The organism is Crossiella cryophila, from assembly GCF_014204915.1.
In the GTDB taxonomy this organism is placed as follows: Bacteria; Actinomycetota; Actinomycetes; order Mycobacteriales; family Pseudonocardiaceae; genus Crossiella; species Crossiella cryophila.
The window spans coordinates 7,527,003-7,547,517 of sequence record NZ_JACHMH010000001.1 but is presented as its reverse complement, the minus strand read 5'-3'; the positions used below and the strand labels follow the sequence as shown (position 1 = coordinate 7,547,517).

Sequence of the window (20,515 nt, the reverse complement as noted above, 5' to 3'; positions counted from 1 at the left end):
CCGGCCTGGCGGGCTTCGGTGAGCACCGCGCAGGCCAGTTCCGGGTCATTCAGCGGGACCTGGCACAGCGGGAGCAGGCGATCCGGTGCGCTGGCACAGAATTCGAGCACCCGCTGGTTGACCGTGCGATGCCATTCCCCGGCGCGGGCGGGATCCGGCGTGTCCAGGTGCAGCCAGCCCACCGGGGTGACCACCTGGGCGGTCACCCCGGTCCGGTCCATTTCGGACAGTCGGGTCGCCGGGTCCCACAGCTCCGGGTAGGCATGCAGCCAGTTCCGGTCGCCGAGCCGGACCCGGTCCGCGTCCAGCCACGGCCCGTCCGCCGGGGCGAGCGGGGAGGTGTCGCGGCGGGTGAGTGGCGGCATCACGTGGGTGTGCACGTCGATGGTCATCGGCCCTCCAACGCGGCGAGGTCCTGGCGCAGCAGCTGCACGTGCGGCAGCTCGAAGCGGTCCACAAGGGACAGTGCCCGTTGCCAGGCGGTGCGGGCACGGTCCGGTTCGCCCATGGTCAGCAGCAGGCCGCCGAGCCGGTGCAGGGACTCGGCCTCGCCGACCCGGTCCCCGGCCTCGGCGCGCACCGTGAGTGCCTGGCGGTAGTGCGCCTCGGCCAGGGACAGTTCGCCGGTGAGTTCGTACACCTCGGCCAGGTGGAAGTGGGTGTGCCCGAGCGCGTGGTGATCGCCGATCCGGGCCACCGCGGTCAGCGCCGTGCCCAGGTGGGCCAGGGCTTCCTCGTACTCGCCGAGCCGGGTCAGCGCCTTGGCCGAGTTGTTGGTCGCCATCAGCCATTCCCCGGACAGGCCCAGTTCCCGGTAGGCCGCCCCGGCGCGCAGGTAGTAGCCGAGGGCCCGTTCCGGTTGGCCCAGCCCGAAGTACGCCTCGCCGAGGGTGTGCTGGATGGTCGACCACACCTCATCCGGACTGTCCACAGTGTCCAGTGCGGTGATCAGCAGCTCGGCGGCCTGGTCGTACTCGGCGCGGTGCACGTGCGCGATGGCCAGGTTGAGCCGGGTCCAGCGTTGCCCGTCCTGGTCACCCGAGCGTTGGGCCGCGGCCAGGGCGATCTCGTTGGCGTGGAACCAGGTCGCCCAGGGTTTCCGATCCACCAGGTGGTCGATGAGCACCGCTGGCAGCAGCCAGGCGTGCCGGTGCAGACCGGATTCGGCGGCCAGCCGGGTGGCCGCGAGCAGGTTCTCGTGCTCGGCGGCGAACCAGGCCGCGCTGTCCACCCGGTCGGCGAAAGACCTTGGCAGGCAACCGGGTTCCGGCGGTGGCAGCATCAGTTCGGCGTGCCGGACGCCGAGGTGCCTGGCCGCGGCCGCGGCGGTGTGCATGTACCAGTCGAGCAGTCGCCGCACCGGTTTCCCGGCCGGGACCCGCTGGGCCAGTTCGGCCGCGTACAGGCGCACCAGGTCGTGCAGCCGGTAGCGGCCCTGGCCGAGTGGTTCGAGCAGATGGGCGGCGGTCAGTAGATCCAGTCCGGCGCCGGCATCCGAGCCGTTCAGCGCGGTGGCGGCCGCGGCGGCGAACTCAGGGCCGGGGTGCAGGCCGAGCAGCCGGAACAGCCGGGCGGCCGCGGGTGGCAACGTGCGGTAGGACCAGGAGAACACCGCGCGTACCCCGGTGTGGTCCTGACCATCCAACAGGTCCAGCCGGTCGGTCTCGGCATCCAGCTCGGCCACCAGGTCGGCCAGGGTGCGATGCGGATGGGTGAGCACCCGCTCCGCCGCCACCCGCACCGCCAACGGCAGATGTCCACACAGGACGGTCAGTCTGGTGGCGGGCGTAGGCTCCGCGGTCACCCGGTCCATGCCGAGCAGGGCGGCCAGCAGGCTCCGGGACTCCGTGGCGGCTAGTGGGGCCAGCTCGACCTCGGCCGCGCCGTGCCGGGCGAGCAGACCGGGCAGCCGGTTGCGACTGGTGACCAGCACACCGGACCCGGTGCCGCCGGGCAACAGCGGGCCGATCTGGTCGGCGCTGTGCGCGTTGTCCAGCAGCAGCAACATCCGGCGACCGTCCAGGACACTGCGGAACAACGCGGCGCGGCCGTCCAGGTCGTCCGGAACGCGCCGGGGGTCGACGCCGAGGGCACGCAGCAGGTGGATCAGCGCGGTGGCCGGATCGGTGGGGGCGTTGACCGGGTCGTGGCCGCGCAGGTCGAGGTGCAGCTGACCGTCCGGAAAGGACAGTGCGACCAGGTGCGCGGCGTGCACGGCCAGGCTGGTCTTGCCGACCCCCGCGACGCCGGTGATCAGGGCGAGCGGGAGGTGGCCGCGGGCCGGGGCGGCGGTGAACAGCCCGGTCAGGGTGGCCAGTTCGGTTGTGCGGCCGATGAATTCGGACAGATCGTGCGGTAGCTGGGCGGGCTTGGCCGGTGGCAGGGGTTCGTGGTCGGGCGTGCCGCGGCCGCGTACCGCCGGGGCGTGGTCGGACAGTCCGGGATCCTCGCGCAGGATGCGTTCGTGCAGGGCCCGCAGCCGAGGCCCTGGCCGCACACCCAGCTCCGCGTCCAGGGCCCGACTCAGCTCGTGGAACTGCCGCAACGCCTCCGCCGACCGTCCGGCCCGGCACAGCGCCAGCATCAACGCCTCCCGCAGCTCCTCCCGCAACGGGTGTTCCTGCACCCACCCCAGCAACTCCGCCGCCAGCCCACCGGCGGAGGCGGCCCGTCCGGGCAAGGTCACCAGCACCGCCGCCCGGTCGCAGACCGCGGTCAGCCTGGCCTCGGTCAGCCGCACCCGCTGATGCTGTGCGAACGGCCCCGGCAACCCCGCCAGCGGCGCCCCCGACCACAACGCGAGCGCTTCGTCCCAGCAGCGCACCGCGGCCACCGGCCGACCGTGGCCCAGGTGGATCTTGGCCGTGGCACAGTGATCCCCGAACACGGTCGCGTCCACCACCATGTCGTTGCCGGGCAACCGGTAACCGCCGTCGGTCGCCGCAGGCAGCTGCCGTCCGGTCAGCGCCCGGCGCAGTCCGGACACGTAGGTGTGCACGCTGCCCGCGACCTTGGCCGGCGGGTTCTCCTCCCACAGCGCGGCCACGATGTCCTGACGCGGCACCGGATGTCCGGCGCGCAGCGCGAGCAGCGCGAACAGGGACCGTTGACGGGGCGAGCCGAGGTCCAGTTCGCGGCCGGACCGCCAGGCGCGGACCGGTCCCAGCAGCTGCACGCGTAGCGAGGACTCCATTGCGGACAGTGTGCGCCGAAGATCGTCTGGGTGCGCATCCTGGCCGCTCAGCGCGTTGAGAAAAAGTTGAGGCCCGGGTTCAGGGTGTCCCGGCAGGGTTGCCTGATCAGTCAGCGGTGGAGGTCAGGTGGAACCGATTTGTGTGGCGGCGCACGCCGCGGACCCGCTCAGCCGGGCCGGCCTGGTCGCGGCGTTGCGGACCAGCCCGTTGCTGCGGGTGCGGCCGGTGCGTGAACACGAGGTCGCGCAGGTGGCCGTGGTGGTGCTGCCCGAGGTCACCGGGCCGGAACTGGCCTGGCTGCACGGCCTCGGCTGCCCGGTGGTGCTGATCTCCGAGGAGCTGGGCGAGGCGCACCTGCCGGTCGCGGTGGACAGCGGGGTGGTGGCGTTCCTGCCGCGTGCCCAGGCACACCCGGAGATGCTGGTGGGCATGGTCCTCGGGGCGCGCTCCGGACCCAGCCGACCGCCCGCTGACCTGCTCGGCGCATTGCTGGGGCAGGTACGCAGGCTGCACCGGGACACGCCAGCGCCCGGTGGACTCAGCCACCGCGAGGCCGGGCTGCTGCGGCTGCTCGCCGAGGGGCACAGCACCAGTGAGATCGCGGCCCGCTTCCAGTGTTCGGATCGGACGGTGAAGAACAACGTGCACGAGCTGCTGTCCCGGCTCGGCCTGCGCAACCGCACGCACGCGGTGGCCTACGCCTACGCGCACGGCGCCCTCTGACCCCGGCTTGCCAAACCGGACTACGGTCCGTTAGCTTCGGAGTCAAGCGGACCACGGTCCGAATGACTGAGGGAGAGAGCAATGACCGCATTGATCACCAGGGACGAGCTGAAGACCGCGATCGAGCAGCAGGCCGTGCTCGTGTTGGACACCCTGGGCGGCGAGTACTACGCCCAGCAGCACCTGCCGGGCGCCCTCGAACTGGTACTGGCCGACGTCGAGGCGAAGGCTGCCGGGCTGTTGCCGGACCGGGACGCCGCGATCGTCACCTACTGCACCGGCCCGACCTGCCCGAACAGCGGCCAGGTCGCCGACCGGCTGACCGCGCTGGGCTACACCAACGTGCGCAAGTACCGCGAGGGCATCCAGGACTGGGTGCTGGCCGGCCTGCCCGTGACGAGCGCGCGCGACTGAGCCGTCCGTGCCCTGGCCGGGATTCGGACTAAGGTCCCCTTGCTATGGGAGAGCAACCGGAAACCGAACTGCTGCAGATCGGCCAGAGCCCACCGAAGGAGCGCGCCGACGCCGCCCGGAACCGGCTGAAGATCCTGGCGGCCGCGGCCGAGTTGTTCGAGACGCACGGCGTCGACGGCGTGTCCATGGACCAGATCGCCGCGGCCGCCCAGGTCGGCAAGGGCACCCTGTTCCGTCGCTTCGGCGACAAGGCCGGGATGGCGGCCGCTCTGCTGGACGCCAGGGAACGCGATCTCCAGGGGGCGATCATCAGTGGCCCGCCGCCGCTGGGTCCGGGTGCGGCTGCGGGTGATCGCCTGCTCGCCTTCCATCGCGCCTACGCCGAGTTCCTGGAGGTCAACCTGGACCTGGTGCACCTGTCCGAGACCGCCAGTCCGGGCGCGCGCTACCGGGTCGGCGCCTACCGGTTCTGGCACCGGCACGTCGTCATCCTGCTGACCGAGGCCCGGCCCGGACTGGACGCCGGCTACCTGGCGCACGCCCTGCTCGCGCCACTGGCCGCCGACCTGCGCCAGGCGACCAAGGCCGAGTTCGACCTGGAGCGGGTGCTCGCCGGTGGCGAGCGGCTGGTACGGGCGGTGCTCGACGGAACGGTGTGACGGCGAGCACAACCCAAGCTAAACGGACCGGAGTCCGATACCGTGGGAACGGTAAGAGGACTTCGGTCCGTTTAATTGTCTGGGGAGTACCGCATGAGCACCCTGTTGCACATCTCCGCCTCACCCCGCGGCGCCGCCTCCGAGTCACTGGCCATCGCCAGGACCTTCCTGGAGACCTACCGCGACACCCGTCCCGACCGATCGGTAGAGACCTTCGATCTGTGGGACGGCACCCTGCCGGAGTTCGGCCCGGCCGCCGCCGAGGCCAAGATGGCGATCTTCGCCGGGCAGCAGCCCACCGGTGCGGCCGCGCAGGCCTGGCAGGCGGCGGAACGGACCTTCGAACGCTTCGACGCCGCGGACCGCTACCTGTTCAGCGTGCCGATGTGGAACGCGGGCATCCCGTACGTCCTCAAGCAGTTCATCGACGTGATCAGCCAGCCGGGCAAGGTCTTCGGCTTCGACCCAGAGCAGGGCTACCGCGGCCTGCTCACCGGCAAGAAGGCCGCGGTGATCTACACCAGCGCGGTGTACGGACCCGACCGCAGCCACCGCTTCGGCGCCGACTTCCAGCAGCCCTACCTGACCGACTGGCTGCGCTGGGCGGGCATCACCGACATCGAGGAGATCTCCTTCCGCCCCAACCTGGTGACCGCCAGCGCCGAACCGGCCCGCACCCACGCCCACGAGCAGGCCAGGTCCCTGGCCACCCGCTTCTGACCGCCCCGAACCGCAGGAGACAGCCATGCCCGCACTGGAACCACAGGACTGCGACCACCCGTACGGCGTGGATCCCGAACTGGCCGTGCCTTTCGAGGCCCTGTCCGCCTAGGGACACCCGAACCCCGGCCCGGTCCGCCGACCTGGAGGAGGTCGACGGGCGGGGCCGGACCTTCTTTAGTCCGTTCGGGTGACAGATGGTGGAGTCTGACCGGCAACGGCCGCTTGGACGGGCCGTTGGGGAAGGGGTGGGTGAACGTTCGGACAGCGCCGGTGGCGGTGGGGCTGGGGGTGGGTTTGGCGGGACTAGGGTGGCGGTTGTGGGCGGCCACCCCACCGCCCGTCACCCGTGGTGGCCGCCTGCTTTTCCGGTGTGGGCCACGATCCCGCTCAGTCCACGATCGCGCCGCAACTGATGTTGATCGGCGACCCGGTGATCGTGCGCGCGTGCTCCGAGGCCGCGAACGCCGCCACCCGCCCCACATCCTCCCTGGTGGCCGCCCGCTTGAGCATCGTCCCGTCCACCATGCCCTGCAGGATCTCCGCCATCGCCGGATCGCCGGCCGGGACGGAGTCGACGACCCCCGAGGTCAGCAGCGTGACCGCGCGGATGCCGTGCTTTCCCCACTCGTTGGCCATCGCCCGGCGCAGCGAGTCCACCGCGTCGAAGGCCACCTGCAGCCCGCCCAGGTGGTAGCCGGGGACCGGGTCGCCCTTGCCGCCGAAGGTGAGGATCACGCCGGAGCGTTGCCGGATCATCTGCCTGGCGGCGGCGCGGGCGGTGATGAAGGTGGTGCGTACGGCGGTGTCCACCACCGTCATGAAGTCCACTGTGGACATCTGTTCGAGGGGGATGCCCTGCACGTCGCCGTGGGTGATCAGGTTGAAGGAGATGTCCAGGCTGCCGAACCGCTCCGCGACCTCGGCGGCGTGCGCGTCCACCGCGGGCTCGTCCAGCGCGTCGAGCACGGCGGTCTCCGCGTGGCCGCCCTCGGCACGGATGGTCGCCGCGAGCGCGTCCAGCCGGGACCGGGTGCGGCCGGTGAGGTGCACGGTGGCGCCCTGGCGGGCGAACTCGGTGGCCACCGCGCTGCCGATCTGGCCCGCGGCACCGTAGATGACTGCCTGCTTGCGTTCCAGCAACATCAGGCCAACCTACCGCGCAGGCGGGCGAATGCCGCGGAACTCCCAGTCCCCGCCCAGCGCGGTCGAGCGCACCTCCTCGGACTCGGTCGGCTGCGCGCCCACGTCGGCGCGCACCGGCTCCGGCCCGGTGACGATCCGGTTGCGCAGCACGCCGAGACCCTCCACCTCGACCTCCACCACGTCCCCCGGTTCGACCGGGCGGGAGTTGGCCGGGGTGCCGGTCAGCAGCACGTCGCCGGGCACCAGGGTGATGGTGCGGGCGATGTCGGCGACCAGGTAGTGCATGTCCCACCGCATCTCGTCGGTATTGCCGTCCTGCACCACCTCGTCGTTGACCAGGGTGCGGATCCGCTTGCCGTGGAAGTCCCAGTCCGGCACCACGCCGGGGCCGATCGGGGCCAGGGTGTCGGATCCCTTGACCCGCAACATGGATCCGGCGTCGGTGTCCCGGAAGTCGTGCAGACCGTAGTCATTGGCCACGGTGTACCCGGCGATGTAGTGCCCGGCGTCGGCAGGCGCGATGTTGCGGCAGGTGCGGCCGATCACCACCGCGATCTCGCCCTCGTAGTTGAGGAACTTGCAACCCGCCGGCCGCACCACATCGCCGCCGTGCGCGTTGAGCGCGGACACCGGCTTGTGGAAATACGTTGGCGCGTCCGGCAATCGGGTGCCGAACTCCTCGACCCGGCTGCGGTAGTTGAGGTGCACCGCGATGATTTTGGTCGGCTGCACCGGGGCCAGGTGCGCGGCCTCGCTGACGCTGATCGCGCGACCGTCCCTGGACACCAGGCGGTCGCCCATCCGGTGCACCTCGGTGACCACGCCGTCGAGCAGGATGCGACGGTACTCCACGCTGCTCACCCTTCCTGCCCGCTGCCGGTCCAGCCGTTGGCAGGCCGGTCGAACCAGACGTGCACCTGTCCGGTGCCGATGGCGTTCTCGTAGGCGGAGAACAGCCTGCCGGGCGCGGTCCACCGGTGCTCGCCGAGTGCCCCGGCCAGCATCAGGTAGTGCGCGAAACCCGCCTCCGGCTTGAACTTCCGGAACTCGTCCATGGTGTCCAGCACCCTGGCGTGATCACCGGCGCCGAACCAGTCGATGCGCTCCAGGTCGGCCTTGGCCGCTTCCGGGGTGAAGATGTGTTCGACCCCGGATGCCTCGTGCTCGCGGAGTTGCCGCAGTGGCCAGAACCGGTGTGAGAGCGCGCCGGAGGCCAGTAGCAGCACCTTGCGGTCGGTGGCCGCGATGCCGTCGGCCAGTGCCCGGCCCAGCCGCAGGTTGTCCTCTTCGTCGGCGGTCTGGCAGACCCCGATGGAGATCCAGCGTTTTCCTGGCACGCCAAGGTAATGCCACAGGTTGACGGTGGCGTAGTAGATCGGCAGGTAGTGATCGGCGATCGGGGTGATCCAGGTGCCCCTGGACTCGCCGTGCGCCGCGATCGCCTGTGCCAGTTCGGGATCGCCGGGGAAGTCGTACGGGATCCGGCACATGCCGCGGGGCAGTTCCTCGGAGGTGAACAGTCCGGCGCGGTGGTCCTGCGCGGTGACCACGAACTCCACCGTGGTCGCCCAGTGCGAGTCCAGCACCACCACGGTGTCGTAGTCGAGCACGTCGAAGACCTCGGCGCGCAGCCGCCGCAACCCGGCGACCAGCGTGGTGTCCTTGCCGTTGTTCAACTCCCGCCGGATGCTCTCGTCCAGCATGATCGTCGGCACGTGCGAGAGCAGGCCAGCGCCCACCACCTCACCCACGGTTCCCCCAGCCGGTCGGCGCGAACACGGTGTTCTTGACATCGCAGAAGAAGTCGAAGCTCCAGTCGCCGCCCTCGCGCCCGATCCCGGACTCGCGGCTGCCACCGAAGGGCGCGCGCAGATCACGCACGAAGAAGCAGTTCACCCACACCGTCCCGGCCACCAGCTCGTGGGTGACCCGCTCGGCGCGTTCCGGATCACCGGTGACCACGGCCGCGGCCAGGCCGAACCGGGTGTTGTTGGCCAGTGCCACCGCCTCCTCCTCGGTCCGGAACCGTTGCAGGGTAAGGACGGGACCGAAGACCTCCTCGGTGAGGATCTCACTGCCGGGCGCCGCGCCGGTGAGCAGGGTCGGCCGGTAGTAGAGGCCGCCGAGGTCGGTGTTGGGGCCGCCGCCGAGCAACGCGGTCGCGCCCTCGGCCAAGGCGCGCTGGACGAAGCCGTCGATCCGGTCGAACTGCCGCCGGTGGATCTGCGGGCCGAGGTCGGTCTCCGGCAGTCGCGGATCGCCCTGCTTGAGCTGGCCCGCCTTGGCCAGGAAGCGGTGCAGGAACTCGTCGTGGATCTCCTCGGCGACCAGCAGCCGGACCGCGGACAGGCAGACCTGACCGGCGTTGTCGTACTGGCCGACCGCCAGCTCAACGGCCAGGTCCAGGTCGGCGTCGGCGAAGACCAGCAGCGGCGATTTCCCGCCCAGCTCCAGCGAGACCGGGGTCAGCGTGGCGGCCGCGTTGGCCGCGATGGTGCGCGCGGTGGGCACCGAGCCGGTGAAGCTGATCCGCCGCACGCCAGGGTGCCGGGTCAGCGCGTCACCGGCCTCCGCGCCCAGGCCCTGCACCACGTTGAACACCCCGGGGGGCAGCCCGGCTTCGGCGGTGATGTCGGCCAGCAGCGAGGCGGTGACCGGGGACCACTCGGCCGGCTTGTGCACCACGGTGTTCCCGGCGGCCAGCGCGGGCGCGATCTTCCAGGTGGCCAGCATCAGCGGCGCGTTCCACGGGGTGATCAGCGCGCACACCCCGGCCGGGTCCCAGCTGATCCGGTTGCGGTGGCCGCGGGTGTCCAGGTCGTCCCGGTGCAGGCCGTCGAGCAGCCAGTCGGCGAAGAAGCGGAAGTTGTGCGCGGCCCTGGGGATCACCCCGCGCAGGTGCGAGCGCAGCAGCGCGCCGTTGTCCAGGGTCTCGGCCGCGGCCAGCTCGTCCAGGCGGGCCTCGATGCCGTCGGCGATGGCGTGTAGCAGCCTGGCCCGTTCGGCCCTGGGGGTCTTGGCCCAGCCGGGGAAAGCCTGCTGGGCGGCCTGCACCGCCGCGTCGACCTGCTCGGCCCCGCCGCGGTCGAACTCGCCGACCAGCGAGCCGTCGATGGGGGAGTGGTCGGTGAACCTCGCCGCTGAGCGCTGCCTGCGGCCGCCGATCCAGTGTCCCGGGTCCACCGCGAGCCCGGTCTGCTGTGGCATTTCGCTGCCTCCCGGAATATCGTTTGGGTCCAAACGGTACGGAGTGCGGCCGGACCGGTCAAGGGTGGAGGACGCGGTGCTGACACGGGATCGGTGGATCGAACGGGCCAGCGGGTTGCGGCATCCGGCGGGGGTGTTCCTCGGTGGTGAGTTCGTCCAGGCGGAGCAGTCGCTGCCGGTGTTCTCGCCGCGGGCGAACGGGCTGGTGGCCGAGGTCGGCGCGGCAGGAGCGTCCCAAGTGGACAGAGCCGTGCTGGCGGCACGCGCGGCCTTCGGGCGCTGGTCCCGGTCGGGGCCCAGGGTGCGAGCAGCCTACCTGTTCCGGCTGGCGGAACTCATCGAGCGGGACGCCGAATCCCTCGCGCTGCTGATCTCGGTGGAGATGGGCAAGCCGATCCGGGAGGCCCTGGACATCGAGATCCCGGCGGTGGCCAGGACTTTCCGCTGGTACGCCGAGCTGGCCGGCAAGGAGCCGGGCGAGGTCGCCGACACCGATCCGAGTGCGCTGGCCCTGGTCACCCGCCGCCCGGCCGGGGTGGTGGCCGCGGTGACCCCGTGGAACTTCCCGCTGACCATGGCCGCCTGGAAACTCGCCCCAGCCCTGGCCGCGGGCAACACCGTGCTGCTCAAACCCGCCGAGCAGTCCCCGCTATCCGCCCTGCACCTGGCCTCGCTGATCGCCGAGGCCGGGTTCCCGGACGGCGTGGTCAGCATCCTCAACGGCCCCGGCCCGGTCACCGGCGCCGCCCTGGGCCGCCACCCCGGCGTCGACGTGCTCACCTTCACCGGCTCCACCGCCGTCGGCCGGGAGTTCCTGCGCTACGCCGCCGACTCCAACCTCAAACGGGTCTGGCTCGAACTCGGCGGCAAGTCACCGAACCTGATCTTCGCCGACGCCCCCGACCTGGCCGCCGCCGCGGACACCGCCGCCTGGGCGATCTTCTTCAACGCCGGCCAGATGTGCACCGCGGGTTCCCGCCTGCTGCTGCACCGCCCGATCGCCGAGGAGGTCCTGGCCCGCCTCGCCGAACGCGCCGCCGACTACCGCCCCGGCGACCCACTGGACCCGACCACCCGGATGGGACCGCTGGTCAGCGCGAAGCAGCGGGACGCGGTCCGCGCCCACGTCGACCAAGCGGTCGGTGAAGGCGCCGAACTTGCCCTGGGCGGTACCCCGGACGGCCTGTACTTCCCGCCGACCGTGCTCACCGGCGTCCGTCCCGACCAACCGGTCGTGCGCGAGGAGGTCTTCGGCCCGGTGCTCTCCGTGCTCACCTTCGACACCGAGGAGCAGGCGGTCGAACTGGCCAACGACACCGGCTACGGCCTGGCCGCCGCGGTCTGGACGGCCGATCTCGGCGTGGCGCACCGGGTGTCCCGGCGGCTGCGCGCGGGCACGGTATGGGTGAACTGTTATGAGGAAGGAGACGAAAGTGTGCCGTTCGGTGGGATAGGACTTTCCGGGCACGGCCGCGACAAATCCCACCACGCCCTGGACAAGTTCACCGACCTGACCACGACCTGGATCGCACTGCCATGACCCGACCGCGCGTGATCATCCCCGCTCGTTTCGCCGCGAGCGCCTCGGCGCTGCGCTACGCCGCCCTGGTCACCGCCCGCGCGCTGTCCGCCGCGGTGCTGCGGGCGGGCGCGGAACCCCTTGCCGTGCACCCGGATTCGCCGGATGACCTGGAACAGCGGTTCGGGTTCGCCGACGGCGTGCTGCTGCCCGGCGGCGGTGATCTGGACCCGGGTTGTTACGGCCAGCGGATCCTCAGCGACACCGTGTACGACGTGGACGCCGAACAGGACCTGTTCGACCTGGCCGTGGCCGAGTGGGCGCTGGCAACCGGACGGCCGCTGTTCGCGGTCTGCCGCGGCCTGCACGTGGTCAACGTGGCCCTGGGCGGCACCCTGGAACAGGACATGGGACCGGGTGCGCACCGCGACCTGGTGCACGGCATCACCACCTGTGAGGGCCCGATGACGGTGTCCTGCTTCCACCACCAGCGGATCGCCACCCTGGGTCGGGGGCTCTCGCCGATCGCCTTCGCCAAGGACCGCACCATCGAGGCGGTGCGCGCGGTCTCGGCGCGCGGCTGGTTCCTTGGCGTGCAATGGCATCCGGAGGACACCGCGCACACCGACCCGGCCCAGCAGCGCCTGTTCGCCGAGTTCGCCGCGGCCTGTCAGACCCGCTCGGCCAGCACGCTGCCGCCGTCCCAGGTCGCGCCGACCTGGCAGTAGTAGGCGCCGATCGGCTCCTCGACGGTGAGGTCGGCCAGCTCCTCGGTCGGGGCCTCGAACAACCGCAGCTCCGCGGTGCCCCGCCAGGGCTGCCCGGCCTCGCCCGAGGCGGCGCCGGAGGCGATCAGCTGGGCCAGCGCGTCCGGCGTGCCGCGTTCGATGCCGGGCAGCCAGCGGTGGTGCGCCATCGGGTGGCCGTTGACAAAACCGTTGCGCTGCGCCGGTTCCACCAGTTCCACCACGGCCTCGGCCAGTCGCCGGTCGGCCGCGGCCAGCGTCGCGCCGAACCGGGCCCCGGCCTCGATCCGCGGCGCGGGGCCGTGCGGGTGCGGGCGGGTCTGGTGGATGCTGCCGAGCTTCTTCGGATAGCCCTGGTGCAGGCCGCGGGCGATGGCGAAGTCCTTGTCCACCCAGATGTAAACGCACCGCGAGTAGATCCGCCCGCCGAACTCGCAGCGCACCACCACGAAGCATTCCTTGTACTGACTGCGCACCGGGTCCAGCAGCTCGGCCCGACTGTCCGAACAGGACTGCCAGTCCGCCCAGATCACCGCCACCGCACCGGGATCCTCCGGCGCCGGGTTCAGCGGCGCGGGGAGCAGGGCCGCGACCTTGGCCGGATCGGTGCGGTACTCCACGGTGAGCAGATCGCCGGAGTAGTGCCACGGCGGCGGCGGCACCAGCGCGGCCCGGCCGCTCGGCGTCCGCGGGTAGAGGAATCCCTGCATACCCTCGTTATATCGTTTGGGACCAAACGACACAACGGTGGTAAATGAGCGGCCCCGGTGCGCGGGATGCGCGAGAATGCGGCCATGACCACGGTGTCGATCACCAGCGGCGCCCTGCGCGGCGTCCTGACCAGCGGCGTCCGCGCCCACCTCGGCATCCCGTACGCCGCCCCGCCGGTCGGCGAGCTGCGTTTCGCCGCACCCGCGTCGGTGCGGCCGTGGACCGGTGTCCGGGACGCCACCGCGCCCGGCCTGGCCGCGGTGCAGGACCCGGCGCCGAGCAGGCTGGTGCCCAAGGCGGTGCCCGGCTTCGGCGAGGACTGCCTCACCGTCAACGTGTGGGCGCCCGAGCACGCCGAGGGGCTGCCGGTGCTGGTCTGGCTGCACGGCGGCCTGTTCCAGATCGGCTCGGCCTCGGCCGCCTGCTACGCCGGCGAGCACCTCGCCCGCCGCGGTGTGGTGGTGGTCGGCGTCAACTATCGCCTCGGCGCGCTCGGCTACCTGCGCACGCCCGAGGGCGAGGGCAACTTCGGCCTCCAGGACCAGCTCGCCGCGCTGGAGTGGGTCCGGGACAACATCGGCGCCTTCGGCGGCGACCCGGCCCAGGTCACCGTCGCCGGCCAGTCCGCTGGCGCCTACTCGATCCTCGCCCTGGCCACCCTGCCGCGTGCCGCCGGTCTGTTCCGGCGGGCGATCCTGCAGAGCACCCCGTTCGACGTGGACACCGGTCACGAGGAGCGCGCCATCCTCACCGCCGACCTGTTCCGCACCGCGGCCGGCATCCCCGACGGCGACCTGGCCGCCCTGCGCGCGCTCTCCACCGACCAGGTCCTGGCCGCGCAACTCGAAGCCGCCAGGGAATGGCGCACGATCGCCCCCGGCGGTCCGACCTTCATCCCCTACGTCGACGGCCGGGTGCTGACCACGGCTCCGGGCGCGGCGGCCATCGCGGGCGGCCTGGACCACCTGGACCTGATGATCGGCTGCACCGCGGGCGAGCGGGTGGACGGCCTGCCGCCGCACATCCCGCCGGACGCCTTCGCCGCGCACTTCGTCACCGGCAGCTTCCGGCTGGCCGAACACCGCGCCGAGGTCGGCAGACCGGTCCCGTTCTTCTGGTGGCGCTGGCCGGATGACAACGGCGTCTACCACTGCGCCGAACTGCCCTACGTCTTCGGCACCCTGCCCGCCTTCGCCGGTTCGCCGCTGCTCGCGGGCACCCCGGAGCAGCAGGCCGAACTGGTCGAGGCCGCGCAGACCGCGTGGATCGACTTCGTCCGCACCGGCGATCCCGGCTGGCCCGGCTACACCCTGACCGACCGCCAGGCCATGGCCTTCGACGTACCCGCAGAACTCGTGACCCTGCCCGCACCCGCACCTATCAGACCGCCGGGCTGATATCCTGGAAGGTATGACCACGCCCGGTGACTTCCAGCGCGCGCGGCGGCCCGAACAGGTCCAGGCCCGCCGCGCCGCGATCCTGGACGCCGCCACGACCATGCTCGCCGAACGCCCGCTGGCCGAGATCAGCCTGCGCGAACTGAGCGACCGGGTCGGCCTGGCCAAGTCCAACGTGCTGCGGTATTTCGACAGCCGCGAGGCCATCTACCTGGAAATCCTGGACAGCCAGTGGGCCGCGTGGCTGGACGAGCTGGACCAGGAACTGCCGAGGGCCGCGCAGTCCGCCACCGGCCGGTTCGGCGTGGAGACCGCGGTGGCGGGGGAGATCGCCCGCAGCCTGATCGCCCGCCCCCGGCTGTGCGAACTGATCAGCGGCATGGCCGCGGTGCTGGAACGCAACATCACCGTGGAGTTCGCCCGCACCTTCAAACGCGACGCCACCCAGCACACCCTCCGCCTGGCCGCCCAGGTCCGCGCCACCCTGCCCCAGCTCGACGACGCCGCGGCCATGCACTTCGCCGCCTCGGTGTTCATCATCACCGGCGGCATGTGGCCGTATGCCAACCCGACCGCGGAGGTCGCCCAGGTGATGGCCGAGATGCGGGTGCCGCCTGCCCCGGAGATGTTCCGGGCCGGCCTCGTGCAGGGGCTGACCAACCAGCTCATCGGGCTGTCCGCGCAGGCCTGAACGGGGGTGGCCGGACCAGCAGGCCACCCCCGCGTTCAGTGCTCAGCCCAGGCGGTAGGCCCGGACGTTGGTCTGCTCGATCGAGTCCCCGGCATTGTCGACGGCCTTGGCCCGCAACGAGACGAACCCGTCTCCGCGGGGGTGCCGGACCCGGACGAGGGCGTGCCCGTCATGTCCGAAGACCTTCTCGGCAACCGTCCAGGTGACCCCGTCGTCGTAGGAGACCTCGGTCGTCAACTGGCGGATGGTCCGGGCCGGGGCGCCCGGCTGCTGCTCCACCCGCACCGGGATGAGGAAATCCCGGTCCGCAGGCGCCCGGTTGTACTCGTCCAGTCTCGGCGCGAACCGGATCAGGTGCAGCGGCAGCTTGGCCTTCTCCGTGCCCGGCACGTGCTCGGAACGGAAGTTCCACGTGCTCAGCACCTTGGTGGAGAACCCGTTGATGCCCGCACCGTTCTGCTCGCTCTCCAACCGGTAGTTCCCGGCCGAGGGCGGAAGCTGCATCCGGACGTTGCCGATCGAATGCCCTTCGCCGAACTCCTTGCCGTCCCGGTACAGGGTGGCCCGCTGGAGTCCCGAGGGTTCGTAGCCCTCATGCCCTTCCTGATCGCTGTGCGGGTAGATGCTGATCCTGAGGTCGTCGCCCTGCCGGGTCGCCGATGAGTACCAGCGGTAGGCGAGGGAGAACGGCGCGCCATTCCAGGTCGTGACGTAGTTCTGGGCCCGGTGGCGGGTGATCCCGGTCTGCAGGCTGTACAGCGGATAGCCGGTCGGGTTGTCCGCCCGGATCACGTCGAGGTAGTCGAGTGTCTGGAACTCCGCGTTGCGGTACTCGATCCGCTTGTGCGGCAACGGGATGATCAGGTTCGGCCCCAGGGTGTGCCTGCCGTTGGGCAGCACCTCCCACAGCATCGCCTTGGCCGCCTGTCCGTCGCCGGTGGCCCGGTAGTTCGCCTCGAACCTGGCCAGCCCGGAGTGGTCGACCTTCCGGGTGAAGCCGGTGGGCATGCGGCCGTTCTCCTGCCAGGACAGGGAATAGAAGTACGGAGCCCGCTCACCCCGCTCCGGCGTTTCCGGCTCCGCCCACTGGCCGTGCACGTTCATGGAGAACTCCGTCGCCGCGGCGGGCGGCCCGACGTGCCCGGTGTGCACACCGTCGAAGGTCGGCCCGGTCCAGGCGTTCCACCACGGCCACCGCTTGGTGGTGCGGGCGGTGGCGATCTCGGCGTGCACCAGCTTCGCGTCACCGGGCGGCACGGTCACCTTCACCGGCTTGCTGATGGCCGCGTCCAGGACCACCGTGGTGTCGCCGGTGAGGTCGACGGTGGGCTGGGCGAGCAGCGCGATGTCCCTGGCAGCTGGCCCACTCGCCGGACTCTCGATCATGGCCTCGACGTAGTACTGGCCCTTGGGCAACCTGACCTTCACCACGCCGTCCGTGCTGGTCGGCGAGCGAGAGTCGTTGTCGGACAGGAACACCACGTGGGTGGAGTGCTTGGCGGTGTTCACGCCGGTGCGGTCCCGGTGCACGATCGTGAGGTCGTAGCTGGCGATCTCCTGCTCGATCACCAACGGTGTCTGCACGCTCAGCGCACCGGCCTTGGCCACCAGACGTCCGGTGTACTGGCCGTCCGGACCGCCGGTGCGGGTGTCCGCGGTGATCGTCACCTGCGCGGACCCGCCGGGCGGCGCGGTGACGGTCGCGGGTGAGACGGTGAACATGCCCGCGGGCGGCTGGACGCCACCCGGACCGCGCACCTCGAACCCGGGGGTCAGCGTCACCGGCGTGGACCCGGCGTTGTGGTAGGTCACGGTGCGCACCACAGGCTCGTCATCGTGGTGCGGGGAGTGCTGGATCCCCAGGTTCAGCGCGGTCGGCGCGGAGGTGACCGAGGTGGCCACCGCGGCCGCCACGTCGACCCGGCCCGCACCCTGCTCGAACACGGTCCGCTCCGGGTTCGGCCTGGCCGAGGCCATCAGCACGGACTTGAGCCGGTCCGCGGTCCAGTCCGGGTGCTGACCGGCCAGGATCGCGGCCGCACCGGCCACGTGCGGGGTGGCCATCGAGGTGCCGGACTTGGCGATGTGGCGGTCCTCCGGCTTGCCCCCGCTGTGCTGGGACCGCGCCGCGACGATGTCCACGCCGGGCGCGGTGAGGTCGGGCTTGATCGCCCCGTCACCGACCCGGGGGCCGGTGTTGGAGAAGTGGGCCAGCTGGTCATCGCGGTCCACCGCGCCCACCGCGAGCGCGGCATCGGCGCTGGCCGGGGACATCACCGGCACGCCGCCGCCGTCGTTGCCCGAGGCGGCCACGAACAACGTGCCGTGCCGCTCGGTGAGCGTGTTGACGGCCTGCTCCACCGGATCCAACCCCGGTGAGTCATCCCCACCAACACTGAAGTTGACCACCTTGGCCGCCCGCTCGGCAGCGGCCCACTCCATCCCACGCAGGATCGCGTCCTCGGCACACCCATCCCGATCGCAGACCTTGCCGTCGACCAGCGTGGCCTCCGGCGCGACACCCCGGTACTTCTCCCCGTGCCCGGCCAGGATCGAGGCGACGTGCGTGCCGTGCCCGACGAAGTCCTTGGCCTCCTCCGCGGTGAAGTTCTTCGCCGCCGCCACCCGCCCGGTGAGATCCGGATGACCGGAGTCGATCCCGGTGTCCAACACCGCGACCGTGACTCCCTTGCCGGTATGCCCCGCCTGCCAGGCAGCAGGTGCGCCGATCTGCGCGGTGCTCTTGTCCAGCAACGGTTTGCGCTTGCCGTTCAACCAGACCTTGGCCAACCCGGAACCTAAGCCGATACCCCCGGTCAACGTGGCCCACAGCGCGGCCGCGTCCCGCTTGGCAACCCCGACGGCCAGCCCCGAGACACTGGCCAGTTCACTGTGGACGGTAACCCCCGCGACCCCAGGCAAGCCGCGCGCCTTGGCCCGCGGCCCGTTGCCCTGGTAGCCGAGGATCAGCGGCAGGTCGGGCCGCTTGTCGTCGGTGTAGCCGAACTCCGCCAGCGCGGTCACATCGAAGAGCCGCTGGTCGAGTTTGCCCTCGGCCAGCAGCGCTCGCGCGTCGGCGGGGATGACGTGGTGCCGCCCAAACCGCCGCTGCACGCTGAAGGACATCTGCTCCCGACCGGGCCCCCGGCGCACCTCACGCGGTTCACCGTTGGGTTCGAGCACCACCTGGTCCCCGCTGATCAGCGTCACCGACCGGCGTTCAGTTGGCTGTCCCGCCACCAGTTCCACGGGCCGCTCAGCCACCCGTCCCGCCGCCTGTTCCGCGGGCCACTCCGCGACTCGTCCCGCCGCCTGTTCCGCGGGCCACTCCGCGACTCGTCCCGCCGCCTGTTCCGCGGGCCACTCCGCGACTCGTCCCGCCGCCTGTTCGGCGGACCGATCCCTCGGCTGCTGCCCCGTCCGACTCGTCGCCAGCCCTGTCAGCTGCTCCGCCGCCAGTCCCGCGGCCAGCCCCGCCGCCCGTCTCTCGTACTGCTCCGGTGTCTGTTCCCCCGCCCGTTCCGTCGGCTTCGCCGCCGCCGCCCGGTCCGCCGCTTCCATCGGCCACTCTGCCGCCGCCGATCCGGTGAGCCGCTCCGGCGCCTCCCCGGCCACCGCCGTGCCCGCCAGGCCCGGCACACCCGCGCTGACCAGCAGCGCGATGCCCGCGACCACCCCTGCCGACTGTCTGCGTTTCCGCATCGAGTCCCTCCCTGACGTCCGCTGACCCTCAGCGGACGTACAGAACTACTCCAGCGGGGCCCGGAAAAGTTCGCGGCGGATCGACTGAACCTTTCAAGGGTTCCGGTGGGTAGTACGGGCAGCCGGAAGACTAGGAGCGAATGTGGCCATCCCAGCCTGGGAGCGGGACTACGCCGAGTACTTCAGCGCGCGTGCTCCCTCGCTCCGGCGGCTCGCCTACGCGATGTGCGGCGACTGGCACCTGGCCGAGGACCTGGTGCAGGCCACCTTCATCCGGCTGTACCGGGCCTGGCGCAAGATCCGCAAGGAGACCGTCGACGCCTACGCCCGCCGGGTGCTGATCAACGTCTTCCTCAGCGGAACCCGCGCCAAGGGCAGGGAACACAGTGTCGCGGACGTGCCGGACCGCCCGACGCCACCAACCCACGACAGCGACGTCCGGCTCGACCTGGCCACCGAACTGGCTGGATTGCCACCCCAGCAACGGGCGATGGTGGTGTTGCGGTATCTGGAAGACCTGCCGATCGCCGAGGTCGCGCACCTGCTCAAGGTCGCCCAGGGCACGGTCAAGAGCCAGACGGCCCGCGGCGTCGCGGCCCTGCGCGCGGGACTCGCCGAATCGGCCCTCGCGGAGTCGGCCCTGGCCGCGGTGACGGAGGAGTGAAGGACGTGGAAGACCAGACCCTGCGCGAGGAGCTGCGCGCCTACGTGTTCACCGGCGAACCGCCACTGCACCTGGATTTCCAGAAAACCCTCGCCGCCGCCCGCCGCTCGCGGCGGCGCAGACTGATCGCCGCCGCCACCGCGACGGTGGCCGGGGTGGCCGTGATCGCATTGGCCGCCGCGACGCTGCCCGGGATTTTCGGGGTCGGCAACGGGGTCGCCCCCGCGAGCCGGTGCGGCACTCCCGGCAAGGACTGGGGCCCGCCCCAGCCACGCTGGGAGGAGCGGTTCAAGGAGAACCGGATGATCCCGGCCGAACCCACCCAACACGCCGAGAAGCGCCTCACCTGTGTGCTGTCCGAGGTCCTGCTCCCCAAACTGCCCGCGGGCGCGAAGCTCGCCCGCCCCAAGCCAACCCCAGCCCTGCATATCCCGGCGGAGGGCGCGGCCACCGATGTCTTCAGCTTCAGCCAAGCCTCCTCGCTCTACTACCAGCTCCCACTGGACGTCACGGATACCAAGGGCACCGGCAGAGTGTCGGTGACCATCGGCCTGACCATCGAGAACTACACCGAACAACTGGTCAGGACCTGCGCGAACTCCACCAAGCTCCGCATCCCGTTCTGCGAGGTACGCAAGGGCCCCCGGGGCGAGACCATCCTCGTGCGCACCGGCAACGACCTGGGCCCTGGCGTGATCAGCTACGGCGTCGAGGTCCATCACCTCGGCACCAGGGTCGAGATGTACACCTCGAACACCGCCCACGAGCTGAAGTACGTCAGACCCCCCACGAATGATGACAAGGACCCCCCGGTAATCCCGGAACGCCCTACCCCACCAATCACCTTGGAGAACCTGATCACCGCAGCCACCGCTCCGGAACTGACGCTGTACCCAGCCCCTTGACCAAGCGTCCCCGCCTGCCCAAGCGCCGCCGCCTGCCCTAACACCGTTACCTGCCCAAGCGCCGTCGCCTACCCAAACGCCGCTGCCTGGCTGGGTCCGTGCAGGTAGCGCAAGTCG

Annotated in this window: 17 protein-coding genes; 10 read left to right on the top strand and 7 right to left on the bottom strand. The window is 71.3% G+C overall.

Annotation, left to right across the window (positions count from 1 at the left end; all coding sequences use genetic code 11):
* Positions 1-388 precede the first annotated feature (388 nt).
* Complete coding sequence (locus HNR67_RS32295; protein ID WP_185005982.1) at positions 389-3,193, bottom strand: AfsR/SARP family transcriptional regulator; 2,805 nt, start codon at positions 3,191-3,193, stop codon at positions 389-391.
* A gap of 127 nt (positions 3,194-3,320) precedes the next feature.
* On the opposite strand from HNR67_RS32295, the gene HNR67_RS46460 reads away from it, so the two are divergent.
* The 4 genes from HNR67_RS46460 to HNR67_RS32275 all read left to right on the top strand — a co-directional run bounded on the left by HNR67_RS46460 (position 3,321) and on the right by HNR67_RS32275 (position 5,710).
* Complete coding sequence (locus HNR67_RS46460; RefSeq protein WP_185005979.1) at positions 3,321-3,917, top strand: helix-turn-helix transcriptional regulator; 597 nt, start codon at positions 3,321-3,323, stop codon at positions 3,915-3,917.
* A gap of 81 nt (positions 3,918-3,998) precedes the next feature.
* Positions 3,999-4,331 carry a rhodanese-like domain-containing protein gene (locus tag HNR67_RS32285; protein ID WP_185005977.1) on the top strand — a complete coding sequence of 111 codons (333 nt, stop codon included), beginning with the start codon at positions 3,999-4,001 and terminating at the stop codon, positions 4,329-4,331.
* A 44-nt stretch (positions 4,332-4,375) separates the two neighbouring features.
* The gene (locus tag HNR67_RS32280) at positions 4,376-4,990 is read left to right on the top strand and encodes a TetR/AcrR family transcriptional regulator (RefSeq protein WP_185005975.1); all 615 of its coding nucleotides are present in this window, start codon (positions 4,376-4,378) and stop codon (positions 4,988-4,990) included.
* A 93-nt stretch (positions 4,991-5,083) separates the two neighbouring features.
* The gene (locus HNR67_RS32275; protein ID WP_185005973.1) at positions 5,084-5,710 is read left to right on the top strand and encodes an FMN-dependent NADH-azoreductase; all 627 of its coding nucleotides are present in this window, start codon (positions 5,084-5,086) and stop codon (positions 5,708-5,710) included.
* A gap of 390 nt (positions 5,711-6,100) precedes the next feature.
* Here the strand turns inward: HNR67_RS32275 and HNR67_RS32270 are convergent, their stop codons facing one another.
* The 4 genes from HNR67_RS32270 to HNR67_RS32255 are packed head-to-tail and all read right to left on the bottom strand — an operon-like array spanning position 6,101 to position 10,063.
* Positions 6,101-6,856, bottom strand: coding sequence for an SDR family NAD(P)-dependent oxidoreductase (locus HNR67_RS32270; RefSeq protein WP_185005971.1), 756 nt, complete (start codon positions 6,854-6,856; stop codon positions 6,101-6,103).
* A 9-nt stretch (positions 6,857-6,865) separates the two neighbouring features.
* A complete protein-coding gene (locus HNR67_RS32265; protein WP_312988494.1) occupies positions 6,866-7,708 on the bottom strand; it encodes a fumarylacetoacetate hydrolase family protein in 843 nt (280 codons plus the stop codon).
* Positions 7,709-7,713: 5 nt separating this feature from the next.
* Complete coding sequence (locus HNR67_RS32260) at positions 7,714-8,607, bottom strand: DODA-type extradiol aromatic ring-opening family dioxygenase (protein ID WP_185005969.1); 894 nt, start codon at positions 8,605-8,607, stop codon at positions 7,714-7,716.
* Complete coding sequence (locus HNR67_RS32255; protein WP_185005968.1) at positions 8,600-10,063, bottom strand: aldehyde dehydrogenase; 1,464 nt, start codon at positions 10,061-10,063, stop codon at positions 8,600-8,602. Before HNR67_RS32255 ends, HNR67_RS32260 begins: the two co-directional genes overlap by 8 nt.
* A 76-nt stretch (positions 10,064-10,139) precedes the next feature.
* On the opposite strand from HNR67_RS32255, the gene HNR67_RS32250 reads away from it, so the two are divergent.
* Positions 10,140-11,603, top strand: a complete 1,464-nt coding sequence (locus HNR67_RS32250; RefSeq protein ID WP_312988493.1) for an aldehyde dehydrogenase family protein — start codon at positions 10,140-10,142, stop codon at positions 11,601-11,603.
* A complete protein-coding gene (locus HNR67_RS32245; protein WP_185005964.1) occupies positions 11,600-12,310 on the top strand; it encodes a gamma-glutamyl-gamma-aminobutyrate hydrolase family protein in 711 nt (236 codons plus the stop codon). Before HNR67_RS32250 ends, HNR67_RS32245 begins: the two co-directional genes overlap by 4 nt.
* On the opposite strand, the gene HNR67_RS32240 is transcribed toward HNR67_RS32245, so the two are convergent.
* Positions 12,253-13,038 (bottom strand): acetoacetate decarboxylase family protein, encoded by a 786-nt coding sequence (locus HNR67_RS32240; protein WP_185005962.1) that lies wholly within the window; start codon positions 13,036-13,038, stop codon positions 12,253-12,255. The two genes, HNR67_RS32245 and HNR67_RS32240, sit on opposite strands and share 58 nt — an antisense overlap.
* 84 nt (positions 13,039-13,122) lie before the next feature.
* Here HNR67_RS32240 and HNR67_RS32235 point away from each other — a divergent pair, with 84 nt between their 5' ends.
* Together HNR67_RS32235 and HNR67_RS32230 are read left to right on the top strand one after the other, a co-directional pair.
* A complete protein-coding gene (locus HNR67_RS32235) occupies positions 13,123-14,436 on the top strand; it encodes a carboxylesterase/lipase family protein (protein ID WP_185005960.1) in 1,314 nt (437 codons plus the stop codon).
* A 13-nt stretch (positions 14,437-14,449) separates the two neighbouring features.
* The gene (locus HNR67_RS32230) at positions 14,450-15,127 is read left to right on the top strand and encodes a TetR/AcrR family transcriptional regulator (RefSeq protein WP_185005958.1); all 678 of its coding nucleotides are present in this window, start codon (positions 14,450-14,452) and stop codon (positions 15,125-15,127) included.
* Between the two features lie 42 nt (positions 15,128-15,169).
* Here HNR67_RS32230 and HNR67_RS32225 read toward each other — a convergent pair whose 3' ends face one another.
* Positions 15,170-18,829, bottom strand: a complete 3,660-nt coding sequence (locus tag HNR67_RS32225; RefSeq protein WP_185005956.1) for a S8 family serine peptidase — start codon at positions 18,827-18,829, stop codon at positions 15,170-15,172.
* 142 nt (positions 18,830-18,971) lie between these two features.
* Here HNR67_RS32225 and HNR67_RS32220 point away from each other — a divergent pair, with 142 nt between their 5' ends.
* Positions 18,972-19,493 carry a SigE family RNA polymerase sigma factor gene (locus HNR67_RS32220; RefSeq protein ID WP_407645151.1) on the top strand — a complete coding sequence of 174 codons (522 nt, stop codon included), beginning with the start codon at positions 18,972-18,974 and terminating at the stop codon, positions 19,491-19,493.
* Positions 19,494-19,498: 5 nt separating this feature from the next.
* Complete coding sequence (locus HNR67_RS32215; protein ID WP_185005954.1) at positions 19,499-20,398, top strand: hypothetical protein; 900 nt, start codon at positions 19,499-19,501, stop codon at positions 20,396-20,398.
* Positions 20,399-20,515 lie beyond the last annotated feature (117 nt).